The organism is Ralstonia sp. RRA (assembly GCF_037023145.1).
GTDB lineage: Bacteria > Pseudomonadota > Gammaproteobacteria > Burkholderiales > Burkholderiaceae > Ralstonia.
On record NZ_CP146091.1, the window covers coordinates 2,044,265 to 2,059,197 of the forward strand.

The window sequence follows — 14,933 nt, forward strand, 5'->3', positions numbered from 1 at the left end:
CAGAACGTTATGCAACACGCTCAGGCTAAAGCCTTGCGGGGCTTGACGATCCAGCTCCCGCTCTCTTCTACGAGTTGGCGGTTGTAGGCGAATTCTTCCAGGTCTTCCGGGTGGCCCGGCAGCGACTGGATGACGATCTCGCCGGCAGCACGCAGGGCGGCAATGGCCTCGCGCAGCTTGGCGTCGCCCGACCACGGTGCGTGGATAGCAGCGGCGCGCGCCTCCACCGGCGAAATACCGGCGACTTCGCGCAGGTCCAGCGAAAAGCCGGTTGCCGGACGGGCGCGGCCAAAAGCCTCGCCAACCTTGTCGTAACGACCGCCTCGCGCCACCGCATTAGGCACCCCAGCCACGTAGGCCGTGAACATCACACCGCTGTGGTAGTGGTAGCCACGCAAATCGGCCAGGTCGATGTTGACTGTGGCACCTCCAGCGCGCTCGGCCAGCGTGGACAGATCATCCAGCGCGCGACCGATAGCGGGCAGCGCCGGCAACTGCGCACGGGCACGTGCGAGCACATCGACACCACCGTACAGCGACGGCAGCAGGTTGATCGCATCGCGCTGAGCCGCAGGCAGATCGGCCGTCAACACGCGTAGCGCTGGGACGTCCTTGGACGCCAGCGCGGTGAACAATTCATCCTGCACGCTCAGCGCGACCGGCGCCTGCTCCAGCAGAGCGGCCAACACGCCAACATGACACAGGTCGAGGCGCACATCTGCCAAGCCTGCCGCCGACAACGCCGCGAGCATGAGTTCCTGGATCTCCAGATCGGCTTCCAGACCGGCGTGGCCATAGATTTCGGCGCCAATCTGCAACGGCTCACGCGTGACGTGAAAGCCGCTCGGACGCGTGTGCAATACCGAACCGGCGTAGCACAGGCGCGTCACACCAGCGCGGTTCAGCAGGTGGGCATCAATGCGGGCGACCTGGGGCGTGATGTCGGCACGCAGGCCGATGGTGCGGCCGGAGAGCTGATCGACGAGCTTGAAGGTCTTCAGATCCAGGTCATGGCCGGTGCCGGAAAGTAGCGACTCGATGTATTCCAGCATCGGCGGCATGACCAGTTCGTAGCCGTAGGTGCGGAACAGGTCGAGCATGCGGCGGCGCAACTCTTCAATCTTGCGCGCCTCGGAAGGCAGCACGTCGGCAATGGATTCAGGCAGCAGCCAATTCGTCGGCATGGCAGTCTCGGTCGGAAGTCTCAGTACAGCGGAATTTCAGGAAGCGCGAAAAGGCGGTTCAGTGATGCAGCAGGCGCAGGAGGATCAGCCCCACCGCCATCGATACCAGCCCGATCACACGCAACTTCTCGTCGGGCAGCTCGGTCATCGCCTGGAAGGCACGGCGCCAGGCCTGCGGCGCGACAAACGGCAGGATGCCCTCGAACACGAGCACCAGCGCGCACGCGGCCAGCAAAACGGTGGGGAGTGATTCTTCCATGGGATGCGGGTGGCGAACGAACAAAACCCCGGCAAGCCGGGGTCTGTCCGCCTCAAATACGATCAGCGACGCATTGTACTAGCGATGTCGCCCCGACTGGGCAGCCGCAGGTGCTGCCGCCGAACCACCGCCGTTCGGGCTGCGCATGAACTTGAAGAAGTCGCTGTTCGGTTGCAGCACCATCACGTCCTTGCGGTCGCGGAACGACGCGCGGTAGGCCTCCATACTGCGCCAGAACGCGGCGAACTGCGGATCACGGCCAAACGCATCGGCGTAGATATCTGCGGCGCGGGCATCGCCCTCACCCTTGATCTTCTGCGCATCGCGGTAGGCATCGGCCAGCACGACTTCACGTTGGCGGTCGGCATCAGCGCGGATCTTCTCCCCCTCGGCCGCGCCGGTCGAACGCAACTCGTTGGCCACGCGCTTACGCTCGGCTTCCATGCGGCGGTAGACCGACTCCGTCACGCTGGCCAGCAGGTCCACGCGCTTCAAGCGCACGTCGATGATGTCCACACCCACCGACTTGCCGTACTCCTGCACCCCCTTGAGGATGCTCTGCATCGCGGCTTCGCGATCCGTGGAAACCACGTCGGAGACGGTACGGCGCGCAAACTCATCGCGGGCGATGGAGTTGATTTTCTGCGTCATACTGTCCTGCGCAAGGCGGTTATCACCCTTGAAGCTCACGTAGAACAAGCGCGGATCAGCGATCTTCCACTTCACGAACCAGTCGACCAGCAGGTTCTTCTTTTCAGCCGTGATGAAGCGGTCAGCACCGGCCACATCAATGGTCTGCAGGCGCTTGTCCATGAACACGACGTTCTGCAGCGGTGGCGGCAGCTTGAAGTGCAGCCCCGGCTCCTTGATGACCTGCTTGATCTCACCAAAAGCGAACACCACGGCGTACTGCCGCTGGTCCACCACGAACACCACCGACGAGAACACCGCCAGGGCAATGACCAGCGCCACGAGGGCGGAAATCAGACGATTCATATGCCCTCCTCTTAGCGGGAATCGCGATCGCGGTTACGCAGCGCCTCGCGCGAGCGCGAGTCGGCGTCACTCATCGATGACGGGTTGGAGGGCGTGGGCACGCCTTGCGCCGAACCGCTGTCCTGCGGTGAAGCGCCCGGGGCAGGTGCCGAGCGAGAAGCATCGCCCTGCGTCTGCGCGATCAGCTTGTCCAGCGGCAGATACAGCAGGCTGCCGTTGCCATTTTGGTCGACCAGCACCTTGTTTGCGTTGGCGTAGATGTCCTGCATGGTCTCCAGATAGATGCGGTCACGCGTGACCTGCGGCGCCTTCGCGTACTCACGCTGCACGGAGGCAAAGCGAGCCGCGTCACCTTCCGCACGTGCCGTGACACGCGCCTTGTAGCCCTGCGCCTCTTCAACCAGGCGCGCAGCCGTACCCTTGGCACGCGGCACCACGTCGTTGGCATAGGCCTGGCCTTCGGAGATCGCGCGTTCGCGGTCTTGGCCTGCCTTGGTCACGTCATCGAACGCAGCCTGCACCTGCTCGGGCGGCTGCACGCTCTGCACGTTAACGCTAAGGATGCGGATACCGGTGTTGTAGGCCGCAAGGATGCGCTGAATCGACTCTGCCAAGTTACGGCCGACGGCATCGCGCCCTTCGTACAGCACGGAGTCCATCTTGTTGCGGCCGACAATCTCACGCACAGAGGTTTCAGCGGCTTGCGTGACGAGCTCTTCATCGCCGCCACGATCCGTGCGGTTGAAGAAGAGATACTTGACCGGGTCCTCAATGTTGTATTGGACCGAGAAGCGCACATCGACGATGTTCTCGTCCTGCGTGAGCATCGACGAATCCTTCAGGTTCGTGTCCTTGATCTGCGTGGTGCGGCCGATTTCCAGCGTACGCACGCCCGACAGGTTGACGATCTCGTGCGATTGGATCGGATACGGCAGGCGCCAGTTGATACCCGGCGTGGCCAGATACTTGAAGCGGCCGAACTGCAGGATCACACCGGTCTGGCCTTCCTGGATGATGAAGAAGCCGCTGGCCAGCCACAGGCCCACCAGCACAGCCAGCAATACACCAACACCAAGACCAGAACCAGCGCGACCGCCATTGGGGCGCAGCGGCGTCGGGCCACCACTGCCGCCGTCGCCGCCTTCCTTGCGACCGAACAGGTTGTTCAGACGGCGGTTGAAGTCGCGCCACAACTCGTCGAGGTCGGGCGGACCATCCTGGGGCGGCTTGCTTTGGCGCTTCGGCTCATCTTTGTTTTCGCGCTCGGCGTTGTCATCGCCGCGACCCCAGCGCGGATCGTTCAGTGAAAGCAGCACGCGCAAGCGGTGCCACATACCCCGCGCCGGACGTGGCGAGGCCATGGAAGAAGACTGGGGCGAAATCTCGGGCATGAGCGGTTGGGCTTGTCCTGATTGTCTGACTGCAAAAGAAGTAGCGGGTGATTCTATCAGCCCTCTTCGTCACCTTCGTCGGAAGAGCCGCCACCAAGCAAGTTCTGCGACAGTTCGTCACGTTGCGCAGGGAGGTGATCCCGACGGGTATCGAAGCGCGGATCGAAGTCACCACTATGCGACGCCGGGTTCTCGCGCAGGCGAATTGCCGTTTCCACCAGCGCTTCACGCAGCAGATCCAGCCCGGCGCCCTCGATGGCGGACACAAACACGCGCCGTACGGCACCGTTCTCGTCGCGTTCGATACGCGGACCCTGGGCACGCAACTCCTCGGCCGCGTCGATTTTGTTCATCACCAGAATCTGCGGAATGCCGCTGGCGTCGATCTCATCGAGCACGCGGTCCACCTGCTCCATCTGCTCGTGCTTGACCGTGCTGGCGGCGTCCACCACGTGCAGCAGCACGTCGGCGTGCACGGTTTCTTCCAGCGTGGCGCGGAAGGCCGCCACCAGCTGCGTCGGCAGATCACGGATAAAACCGACCGTATCGGACAGCACGACGTTGCCCAAACCTTCCAAGTACAGACGGCGGGAAGTCGTATCCAACGTGGCGAACAACTGGTTGGCCGCGTAGGTGCGCGCCTTGGTCAGCGAGTTGAACAGCGTCGACTTGCCGGCGTTGGTATAACCGACCAGTGAGACGGAAAATGCATCGTTGCGGCTACGCGAACGGCGTTGCGTGTCGTGCTGGCGCTGCAGCTTGTCCAACTCGGACGACAGGCGCTTGGCACGTTCGTCTAGCATCCGGCGGTCCAGTTCGAGCTGGCGCTCACCGGGGCCGCCACGCAGGCCAACACCGCCCTTCTGACGCTCCAAGTGGCTCCACGCCCGTACCAGACGTGCCGCCTGGTAGCGCACGCGCGCGAGCTCCACCTGCACTTTGCCGACGTGGCTCTGCGCACGCTGGCTGAAGATGTCGAGGATGAGGCCTGTCCGGTCCACCACGTGGCGGCCGAAAAAGCGCTCGAGGTTACGTTGCTGCGCGGGGCTCAGCGCGTGGTTGAAGATGACGATCTCGGCGTCTTCCTCATCCGCGGCGATCTTCACTTCCTCCGCCTTGCCCGAGCCGATGAACAGCGATGCGTCCGGCCGGGAACGTTTGCCCGTGACCGCACGCACAGGTTCAGAGCCAGCCGTGGAGGCCAGCAACGCCAGTTCACTCAGGCTTTCCTGAAAATCGTGTTTGCCGAAATCGACCGCAACCAAAATAGCGCGCGTCGGCTCCGAGTTGGAGGTGGGATGGGATGCCAAGCGGGGGAAATAAAGAAGGGAGAAACCGAGGTGGGTGCGTCCCGCCGCGCAGATGGCGGCGGGAGCGAGGCAGGATCAGGCGTCGGACGCTTCGTCCACGCGGAAATTCACGGCACGGGCCGGCACCACGGTGGAGATTGCGTGCTTGTACACCATCTGCGTCACGGTGTTGCGCAGGAGCACGACGTACTGGTCGAACGACTCGATATTGCCTTGCAGCTTGATGCCGTTGACGAGGTAGATCGACACCGGCACATGCTCCTTACGCAGCGCATTCAGAAACGGGTCTTGTAGCAATTGCCCTTTGTTGCTCATGGCACACTCCAGATTTATAGGTTTAGTGGTGGGTTATGGGGCTGGGAAGCCCGGGTTCAAGCAGGCGACGCAAAAAAAGTTCGTCAAAAGAGTCCGCCAAGTGAATCTAAACGACACCAATGGCGTGCGAGACGCCATGTTTCGTGAATTTAGCCTTAGAAATCGGGGAAAGCAAACGGAAAACTGCGCCGACTCCGCCATACGAAATGGCTAACTCAGCCTTCCGATGATCCCCCATTCGAATACCCCGCGTCACCCGCTCCCTCGTTCGAGCGCGGCTTGGCACGCGCTCACTCGTTGGATTGGGCGTACGGGTTTTTGTTCGTACGAAATTCGATTCGCAGCGGGGTGCCCTTCAGCTGGAAGGCCTCGCGGAAACGCCCTTCCAGGAAGCGGCGGTAGGTGTCGGGAATATTCGACAGCGCATTGCCGTGGATCACGACAATCGGCGGGTTGGAACCGCCCTGATGCGCATAGCGCAGCTTCGGACGCGAGACCCCCGCGCGACGCGGTTGCTGGAATTCGACCGCCTCCTGCAACACGCGGGTGAGCTTGGGTGTCGGCAGCTTGACCATGGCGGCAGCGTAGGCAGCATCCACCGATTTCAGCAGCGCGCCGATACCGGTCTTTTCCTTGGCCGAGACGTAATGCACGTTCGCGAACGACAGGAACTGCAGCTTGCGCTCCAGATCATGTTTGATACGGTCACGCGCATGGCCCGTGAGGCCATCCCACTTGTTCACGCCAACCACCAGCGCACGGCCCGATTCGACGATAAAGCCGGCGATATGTGCGTCCTGGTCGGAAATATCCTGCTGCGCATCGAGCAGCAGCACCACCACGTTGGCATCTGCAATCGACTGCAGCGTCTTGACCACTGAGAATTTCTCGATCGCCTCGAACACCTTGCCGCGCTTGCGCAGACCAGCGGTGTCGATGAGCGTGTACGGCTTGCCGTTGCGTTCGAAATCCACATAGATGGAGTCGCGCGTGGTGCCCGGCATGTCGAACGCGATCACGCGCTCCTCGCCAATCAGCGCGTTCACCAGCGTCGACTTGCCCACGTTTGGGCGACCAACGATGGCAATCCGCGTACCGTGGTCGTGCGCATCGGCTGCCTCGGCAAGCTCCGGACGCTCGGCAAACGCGAGGTCAAGTGCTTCCGCCACCAAGTCGTTGACGCCATCGCCATGCGCAGCCGAAATGGCTGCTGGATCGCCCAATCCGAGCTCGTAGAAATCGGAGGCGACTGCGGTGTACCGCATGCCCTCGGCCTTGTTGACGGCCAGAAGAATGCGACGCCCGGTCTTGCGCAAATAGTCGGCGATCACGCGATCCTGCGGTGCCAGCCCCAGGCGGCCATCGACGATGAAGATGACCACGTCGGCCTCGACCACGGCCTGGCGCGTCTGCTTGGCCATCTCGGCGACAATGCCCTCTTTGGCGACGGGCTCGAAGCCGCCGGTATCGATCGCGATGAACGGACGCTCGCCGATGCGACCCTCGCCGTAGTGGCGGTCGCGGGTCAGGCCGGGGATGTCCGCGACCAGCGCGTCGCGCGAGCGCGTCAGACGGTTGAACAGGGTCGATTTGCCGACATTCGGCCGCCCCACGAGGGCAATGACTGGTTTCATGCTTGTGTACCGTGCGCGAATGGCGTCACGGCAAATTCCGGTTGTTGCAACTGCGGTTGGCACCCGCACGGCCTACCGAACAGATGCAAGACGCCCGCGGGATACGCGGGCGCGGGTTCAAGGCGCCGGCAACTGCCAGCCGCCCTGAGTGATTCGTTTGCCGCCGCGACGTCAACCGCACGCGACGGCAGGTGTTACTTCGGCAGGTAGCCGTAGACGCCACCGCCGCGCGTCTGCACGACGAGCGTCTGGCCGACCACCACCGGCGCCGCGCTGATGGCGCTGCCGTCTGCCTTCACGCGGGCGACAAACTTACCGCTGTCGCTCGCCAGGAAGTGCACCCAGCCTTCGAAATCGCCAACGATGACCGCATGACCAAATGCCAGCGGCGCACCCAGATCACGCCACAGCAGCGCGTCGTTCTTCCACAGGTCTGCGCCGTTCTGGGCATTGAAGCCATAGACGATCGACTTCTCATCCGCCGCGAACAGCGAACCGCCATCCTGCGTCACGCCGCTCGGCGAAGAGAAATCGCGACCCCAGCGCGGAGCACCCGTGCTGATATCGAAGCACGCCACACGCCCCTGGAAGCTGGCCGCGCACACCTGCTGACCATCGATCGACGGTGAACCAGTCACATCGTTCAGGCGCTCAATTTCCGACACGCCACGCGGATACGATACCGCCGCTTCCCAGCGCAGCGCACCGTTGTTGGCTGCCAGCGCGCCCAGTTTGCCACCAGCAAAGCCCAGGATGACATTGTCACCGGCAAAGATCATCGGCAGGCTGCTACGCAGGTTCAGTGCCGACGGCGAGCGTTGATAGATCCACTTGCGATCGCCACTGCCGCCGTCCAAGCCAAGAATGCGGCCATCGGTCGTACGCACGATCACCAGACCTTGGCCGACCAGCGGAGCGGTCAGAACTTCACCGTTGACGGTCGCCTTCCATTTTTGCGCGCCTTTTTCGTCGAATGCGACGACGGTGCCCTTCTCGCCAGCCACGGCCGTCAGTGTGCCGTCGCTGCCCGGGCCGGAGGTCAGGTCGACATCCGCCTTGCCCTGCCACACGGTGCGGCCGGTCGCGCCGTCCAGTGCCGTCACGCCGCCGTTGGCGGCCGACACGTAGACGTTGTTACCCCAGACAAACGGCTGCATCACGTAGCTGCCGCTCTTGCCGACGCTCACGCTCCACGCCTGGCTCACGGCCAGCACCTGCTGAACGTCCTTCAGCTTGGCAGGTTCATGCTTGACCTTGCTGCTGAACAGCGAGCAACCGCCCAGAACGGCCGTCGCCGCCAGTGCCAGCACTGCGACACGCGCTGCGCGCGCGAGACCACCCTGCTCAAGTGCGTGAATCATGAAATCGAGATCCTTTTGTTATGCGTTGAGGTGCACCAACGTTGCCGATCAGGCACCGCCCAGAGCATCCAGCTTGAACTGCACGATCTGGCGAGCCGAAGCGTCCGTCGGACCGAACTTCTCGAGCGCCAGCTTGTAGGCCGTACGCGCGTCTTCGGTCTTGTTCTGCGCGGCAAGCAGGTCACCACGACGGTCGGCAAACAGTGCGGTAAACGCCGGAGCAACGTCGCCGGAGACTAGCGCGAGGCCCTGATCGTAGGCTTTCTCGTCGAGCAGCAGACCTGCCAGGCGCAGCTTGGCGAGAGCCTTGTACTCGCCATCGCGCGCGTGATCGATCGTCCATTGCAACTGCGCCTTCGCGCCAGCAGCATCGTTGGCCTCATACAGCGCCTTGGCTGCGGCCAGCGCGGTCATCTGCGCGTAAGCGGTTCCGCCAAACTTGTCTTCCATGTCGGTGGCGGCGCGCTTGATCTTCTCGGCGTCCTTACCGTCGACGGCCTTCTGCACCTGCTCATACAGCACGGACGCTTCGCCCGCTTGCTTGCGCTGCCAGTTCTTCCAGCCAAACCAGCCAGCCACGGCCAATAGCACCACGATGGCGATCCACGTCACCACGTTGCCGTTGTCACGCCACCAGTGCTTGAGGCTCTCTAGTTGTTCCTGTTCTTCGAGATCGTAGGCCATGCTTTGCAGAGCTTGAGGTTTTGGAGTTAGTCGCTGTTTGCCACCATGGCATCGATCAGACGGTCGACCAGTTGGTCAGCCGGCACGGTCTGCTGGGCATCCGCATTTGGATCACCGCGCAGCGGCTTGATCTGTGCCACGCCTTGGGCAACTTCGTCGTCGCCAATGATAACCGCATAGGATGCGCCACTTGCGTCGGCACGCTTGAACTGCGACTTGAAGCTGCCATTGCGCCCTTCCGCCGAGGCATGAAGGACGACGTCAAGGCCGGCATCACGCAGGCGCTCTGCGGCCACGAGTGCCTGCACCTGTGCGTCGTCGCCCTGGTGGACGATGTAGACGTCGCAGCCTTGCGCCTCGGGCTCCAGCTTTTCTTCACGCAGCAACTCGATGATGCGCTCGACGCCCATGGCCCAACCGCATGCGGGCGCCGGCTTGCCGCCAATCTGCTCGATCAGCGGATCATAGCGACCGCCCCCGGCCACGGTACCTTGCGAGCCGAGCTTGTCGGTCGTCCACTCGAACACCGTGAGGTTGTAGTAATCCAGCCCGCGCACCAGGCGCGGATTGATCGTGAATGGAATGTTGTTCGCCTTGAGCAGCTTCTGCACACCGTCGAAGTGCGCGCGCGATTCATCGCCCAGATAGTCGATCAGCTTGGGCGCACCAGCCGCCATGGCCTGCAACGCAGGATTCTTCGTGTCGAGCACACGCAGCGGATTGGTGTACAGGCGGCGCTTGCTGTCTTCATCGAGGATGTCCTGGAAGCCTTCCAGATACTTGATGAGATCGGCACGGTGCGCGGCGCGCTCCTCAGCCTGGCCAAGCGAATTCAACTCAAGCTTCAGGCCGACCAGGCCGAGGTCATCCCACAGGCGCTGACACATCAGGATGACTTCAGCGTCGATGTCCGGGCCAGCAAAGCCCAGCGCTTCGACACCTACCTGATGGAACTGGCGGTAGCGGCCGCGCTGCGGCTTTTCGTGGCGGAACATCGGACCCGTGTACCAGAGTCGCTTCGGACCGTCGTACAGCAGGTTGTGCTCGATCACAGCGCGCACAGCGGCTGCGGTCCCTTCCGGGCGCATCGTCAATTGCTCGCCATTCAGGCTGTCGGTGAAGGAGTACATCTCCTTCTCGACGATGTCCGTCACCTCGCCGATGCCGCGCACGAACAGCTGCGTCTGCTCGACGATGGGCGTGCGAATCTGCTGGTAACCGTAAGCGCGCAGCATGCTGCGCACCGCGTTGTCGAAGTGCTCCCACAGCGGGGCGTCGCTGGGCAACAGGTCATTCATGCCTTTGACGCCAGCGATCTTCTGCGCGCGTTGTTGTTTGGGTTCGCTCATGATGTCACGTTAAAAGCCGGCCTCATCTGCAGGCCGGCTTGTCATTTCTTGCTGTGAAGCCTTATGCCGTCTCGGCTTGTGCACCGTAATGCGTGCGCACGTACTCGTCGACGATCGTCTGGAATTCTTCTGCGATGCGCTCTCCGCGCAGCGTCTTCACCTTCACGCCGTCGACAAACACCGGCGCTGCCGGCGATTCGCCTGTGCCCGGCAGAGAGATGCCGATATTGGCGTGCTTGCTCTCACCCGGCCCATTGACGATGCAGCCCATCACGGCCACGTTCATCTCTTCGACACCGGGGTGCGTGACCTTCCACGTCGGCATCTGCTCGCGCAGATACGACTGGATACGTGCAGCCAGCTCCTGGAACACCGTGCTGGTCGTGCGTCCGCAACCGGGGCACGCGATGACCATCGGCGTGAAATTGCGCAGGCCCATGGTCTGCAGGATCTCCTGCGCCACGATGACTTCCTTCTCACGCGGCGCACCCGGCTCGGGCGTGAGCGAAATACGGATCGTGTCGCCAATGCCCTCTTGCAGCAGCACCGACAGCGCGGCCGTCGAAGCGACGATGCCCTTGCTGCCCATGCCAGCTTCGGTCAAGCCGAGGTGCAGCGCGTAGTTGCAGCGGCGCGCCAGCTCACGGTACACCGCGATCAGATCCTGCACGGCTGAAACCTTGCATGACAGGATGATCTGGCTACCCGGCAAACCGATCTCTTCCGCCTTCTGTGCGGATTGAATCGCCGACGTGATCAGCGCCTCAACCATCACGGTACGGGCATCCCACGGCGTCGCACGCTGAGCGTTCTCGTCCATGATGCGTGCGAGCAGATCCTGATCCAGGCTGCCCCAGTTCACGCCGATGCGCACGGGCTTGTCGTAGCGACAGGCAATCTCGATCATCTGCGCGAACTGCGTGTCACGCTTCGCGCCCTGCCCCACGTTGCCCGGGTTGATGCGGTACTTGGACAGCGCCTGCGCGCACTCGGGATAATCCTGCAGCAGCTTGTGGCCGTTGTAGTGGAAATCGCCCACCAGCGGCACGTCCACGCCCATGCGATCGAGTTGCTCGCGGATGGCCGGCACAGCAGCCGCCGCAGCCGGCGTATCCACCGTGATGCGCACCAGTTCAGAACCGGCACGCGCCAGTTCCTTCACCTGGATCGCCGTACCGATGGCATCCGACGTATCAGTGTTCGTCATCGATTGCACGCAGACCGGCGCAGCGCCGCCAACGTGAACGATGCGGTCACCCCAGCGGATTTCTGCCGCGCGCGAGTTCCGGCGCGGTAGCGGACCGGGCAAGGCTGGAGCGCAGTCGAGAGGCGTGGAGGTTTCCATGATCAGACAAGGCGCGACGCCCAGTCAGGCGTCACGCCATTCAACAAAACGGTTCAGGGCAATGTGGCCCGTGCCACGCGATTGCGGGCGTACTTCTGGATGTCGACCGCCGCGCCACCAACGGTGAGCGATTCAACGGCCTCAGCATTCCCGAAGGTGACCTTGAACGGCGGTGTGCCGGTCAGGTCGCGCGCATCGCCTTCCTTGGCCAGACCGCTGGCGAGCGTCTTACCGGACTTGTCCTTGATCTCAAACCAAGAGGCGCCCGAGAAACGCACCGAGACTGTGCCGTTACCCGTTGCCGACTCTGCCGGCCTGGCAGCTTCGCTTGGTGCAACAACAGCGGGGGCATCGACGTTGACCACCGCCGGCTTGGCGCTGACAGCATCAGCCACGGGTGCCGGTGCAGCACCATTGTCCGAGCGCGGCAACGAGGGCGGCGGCGCCAGCGGCGCAGTCACCACACCGGAAGCCGGAGCAGCCGGCGCCACAGGCGTGAGCGGTGTCGGCATCGATGCCGCAGGCGTTTCCGCCTGGGCCGGCGCGGGCGCTTGCGCTGCCTCGGTCGGCGCTGGCTGTTGTTCAGTCGGCGCGGCTTCCTTCGTGGCAGGTTCGGTGGTTTGCGTGGCAGCAGTCTGCGCGGCAAACCATTGCTTCAAGCGATCCATTCCGGCCAGCGCACCGCCGGCCACAGCCACGGCGACCAACACGCCAATCAGCCACCCTCCGCCACCCCGACGCTTGGCAAAGCTCGGCTTGTCGGAGAACGACTCACCCAGCCCGCCTTCGGGACGCAAACCGATGTTGGCGACTGGAGCACGCGCGTTCAGCCGGACAAGCTGGTCATCGACATCGACCTGCAACACACGCGCATAGGCACGAATCAACCCCTTGGTGAACGTCATGTCGGGCAACGCGCTGATGTCAGCCGACTCAACCGCCAACAGCTTGGCCGGGGCGACCTTCAGGCGCGTCGCCAGATCTTCAACCGTCAAGCGCTGGCGCTCACGGCCAGCGCGCAGGCGTTCAGCAATCTCGCGCAGCGCATCGTCACGCTCCGGCGATACGGCCGCGGGCGAACCCGAGGCAGGCGCGGCACCTTGAGAGAGGTCGGCGGCGCTTGCCACGTCGCGGTCAGTCATCCCACGCTCCTCGTTCGAAAGCCGCCTCTTCGGGCGCATTGGGGAAACGGCGTTGCAGTTGCGCGCTCCATGCATTCTGTTGCGAGACATCGCCCACGCGGCGCGCGATGCGCGCACCCAGCCACAGGCTCTCTGCCGTCGGATTGCCGCGGCCGTTCACGCGTTCAACAAACGGCATCGCACGCGCATACTCGCGACGCTTGTAGTAGAGCTGCGCCAACGTCATGTTGGTCAGCGGGTTGTTGGCATCGATGTAAGTGGCGCGGGTGAGGCTCTTCTCAGCGCCATCCAGATCGCCCTGACGCATCTGGCAGACGCCCAGATTGGTCCACGGCTTGGCAGGGCTGCCCGCTGCCGGCGCCTCGATAGCCTGACGCAGCATCGCCATGCCCTGATCGGGCTTGCCGCCCTGCGAGCACAGGAACCAGCCGTAGTTGTTCAGCAGATCGCCGTCCTGCGGCGTCGCGGCCAGGGCACTACGGAAACTGTCGTCCGCCTGCTCGCGTTGGCCCAAATTCATGTAAGCCAGCGCACGAATGTGATACGCACCCGGCACGTTCGGGTCGATCGCGATGGCGTTCTTGATCTCTTCAAGCGCAGTTGCAGCCTGGCCAGCTTCCAGATATTGCGTCGCCAGCTGCAATCGGATCGCAGCACGACGGCCGGTGTCTGCCTTTTGATCGGGGACGGTCGTGACTTCTCGTGTCTGTGTCTGGACCGGCGGCGGCAATGCGCATCCGGCGGCTGCCAGCGTGAAGACCAAACTGACAGCAGTCGACCAACGCTTCATGCGGTACCCATGCGGTGAGTGGAGTCGGCCCCAACCACGGGGATCTCGACGATCTTGCCAAACTTGCCGCGCTCAGCCAAGCGCGTGCGATCCTTGACCTCGCCAGCCAGTTGGCCGCAGGCCGCATCGATGTCGTCGCCACGCGTCTTGCGGATCGTGGTGACGATGCCGGCGTCCAGCAGCACCTGCGAGAAACGGCGAATCTGCTCGTTGTTCGAGCGCTTCAACCCAGACTCGGGGAACGGGTTGAACGGAATCAGGTTGAACTTGCACGGCACGTCGGCCACGACGCGCAGCAGTTCGCGAGCGTGCTCGACGGTGTCATTGACGCCATCCAGCATGCAGTATTCGAAGGTGATGAAATCGCGCGGCGCGAACTCCAGATAGCGGCGGCAGGCGGCCATCAGTTCGGCCAACGGGTACTTCTTGTTCAGCGGCACAAGCACGTCACGCAGCGCATCGTTGGAGGCATGCAGCGACACTGCCAGCGCCACCGGCACATCGTGCGCGAGGCGATCCATCATCGGCACCACACCTGAGGTGGATACCGTCACACGTCGGCGCGACAGGCCGTACGCGTTGTCATCCAGCATCAAGCGCAACGCCGGCACCAGCGCGTCGTAGTTCAGTAGCGGCTCGCCCATGCCCATCATCACGACGTTGGTGATGACGCGGTCATCCTTGGGGCCGCGGCCAAGTTGCTTGCGCATGGCGAACTCGGCCATCCAGAGCTGGCCGATAATCTCGCCCGAGCTGAGGTTGCGCGAGAACCCTTGCTTGCCGGTCGAACAGAACCGGCAGTTGACGGCACACCCCGCCTGAGACGACACACACAGCGTGCCGCGCGTCTCTTCGGGGATGTAGACCGTCTCGACGGCATTGCCTTGCCCCACATCGACCAGCCACTTTCGTGTGCCGTCCGACGAAAGGTGATCGGAAATGACCGCCGGCGCCTGGATGTTGGCGCGGGTCGCGAGCTTTTCGCGCAGCGACTTGGCGAGATCAGTCATCTCGCCAAAATCGGACGCGCCCGACTGGTGAATCCAGCGCTGCAATTGCTTGGCGCGGAACGACTTCTCGCCCAGGCTCTCGCAGTACGCTAGAAGGCCCTGTGCGTCGAAATCGAGGAGATTCACCACATCGTTCATGACTTGCAACCCGAAACCACCAATT

Annotated in this window: 14 protein-coding genes; all 14 read right to left on the reverse strand. The window is 63.1% G+C overall.

Translation table 11 applies throughout. From position 1 onward, the window contains the following. Nucleotides 1-20: 20 nt before the first annotated feature. Nucleotides 21-1,184 (reverse strand): ATP phosphoribosyltransferase regulatory subunit, encoded by a 1,164-nt coding sequence (locus V6657_RS10010; protein ID WP_048934291.1) that lies wholly within the window; start codon nucleotides 1,182-1,184, stop codon nucleotides 21-23. Nucleotides 1,185-1,242: 58 nt separating this feature from the next. Then, nucleotides 1,243-1,443, reverse strand: a complete 201-nt coding sequence (locus V6657_RS10015; protein WP_048934328.1) for a DUF2065 domain-containing protein — start codon at nucleotides 1,441-1,443, stop codon at nucleotides 1,243-1,245. Between the two features lie 78 nt (nucleotides 1,444-1,521). Then, complete coding sequence (gene hflC, locus V6657_RS10020) at nucleotides 1,522-2,439, reverse strand: protease modulator HflC (protein WP_048934290.1); 918 nt, start codon at nucleotides 2,437-2,439, stop codon at nucleotides 1,522-1,524. An 11-nt stretch (nucleotides 2,440-2,450) separates the two neighbouring features. Continuing rightward, on the reverse strand, nucleotides 2,451-3,830 hold the full coding sequence (gene hflK / locus V6657_RS10025; protein WP_048934289.1) for an FtsH protease activity modulator HflK: 1,380 nt from the start codon (nucleotides 3,828-3,830) through the stop codon (nucleotides 2,451-2,453). Nucleotides 3,831-3,886: 56 nt separating this feature from the next. Then, nucleotides 3,887-5,140, reverse strand: coding sequence for a GTPase HflX (hflX, locus tag V6657_RS10030; protein ID WP_048934288.1), 1,254 nt, complete (start codon nucleotides 5,138-5,140; stop codon nucleotides 3,887-3,889). Between the two features lie 75 nt (nucleotides 5,141-5,215). Then, nucleotides 5,216-5,455 (reverse strand): RNA chaperone Hfq, encoded by a 240-nt coding sequence (hfq, locus tag V6657_RS10035; RefSeq protein WP_003263868.1) that lies wholly within the window; start codon nucleotides 5,453-5,455, stop codon nucleotides 5,216-5,218. A 290-nt stretch (nucleotides 5,456-5,745) separates the two neighbouring features. Continuing rightward, a complete protein-coding gene (der, locus tag V6657_RS10040; protein WP_048934287.1) occupies nucleotides 5,746-7,089 on the reverse strand; it encodes a ribosome biogenesis GTPase Der in 1,344 nt (447 codons plus the stop codon). A gap of 194 nt (nucleotides 7,090-7,283) precedes the next feature. Then, nucleotides 7,284-8,450, reverse strand: a complete 1,167-nt coding sequence (gene bamB / locus V6657_RS10045; RefSeq protein ID WP_048934286.1) for an outer membrane protein assembly factor BamB — start codon at nucleotides 8,448-8,450, stop codon at nucleotides 7,284-7,286. 48 nt (nucleotides 8,451-8,498) lie between these two features. Next, on the reverse strand, nucleotides 8,499-9,134 hold the full coding sequence (locus tag V6657_RS10050; RefSeq protein ID WP_048934285.1) for a tetratricopeptide repeat protein: 636 nt from the start codon (nucleotides 9,132-9,134) through the stop codon (nucleotides 8,499-8,501). Between the two features lie 26 nt (nucleotides 9,135-9,160). Continuing rightward, nucleotides 9,161-10,483: a histidine--tRNA ligase gene (gene hisS / locus V6657_RS10055; protein WP_048934284.1), complete on the reverse strand. Its 1,323-nt coding sequence runs from the start codon at nucleotides 10,481-10,483 to the stop codon at nucleotides 9,161-9,163. A 61-nt stretch (nucleotides 10,484-10,544) separates the two neighbouring features. Beyond that, nucleotides 10,545-11,828, reverse strand: a complete 1,284-nt coding sequence (gene ispG / locus V6657_RS10060; protein WP_048934283.1) for a flavodoxin-dependent (E)-4-hydroxy-3-methylbut-2-enyl-diphosphate synthase — start codon at nucleotides 11,826-11,828, stop codon at nucleotides 10,545-10,547. A gap of 53 nt (nucleotides 11,829-11,881) precedes the next feature. Then, a complete protein-coding gene (locus tag V6657_RS10065) occupies nucleotides 11,882-12,970 on the reverse strand; it encodes a RodZ family helix-turn-helix domain-containing protein (protein ID WP_048934282.1) in 1,089 nt (362 codons plus the stop codon). Next, complete coding sequence (gene pilW, locus V6657_RS10070) at nucleotides 12,963-13,760, reverse strand: type IV pilus biogenesis/stability protein PilW (RefSeq protein WP_048934281.1); 798 nt, start codon at nucleotides 13,758-13,760, stop codon at nucleotides 12,963-12,965. The genes V6657_RS10065 and pilW overlap by 8 nt, the downstream gene beginning before the upstream one ends. Beyond that, nucleotides 13,757-14,908, reverse strand: a complete 1,152-nt coding sequence (gene rlmN, locus V6657_RS10075) for a 23S rRNA (adenine(2503)-C(2))-methyltransferase RlmN (protein WP_048934280.1) — start codon at nucleotides 14,906-14,908, stop codon at nucleotides 13,757-13,759. The genes pilW and rlmN overlap by 4 nt, the downstream gene beginning before the upstream one ends. Between the last annotated feature and the right edge of the window lie 25 nt (nucleotides 14,909-14,933).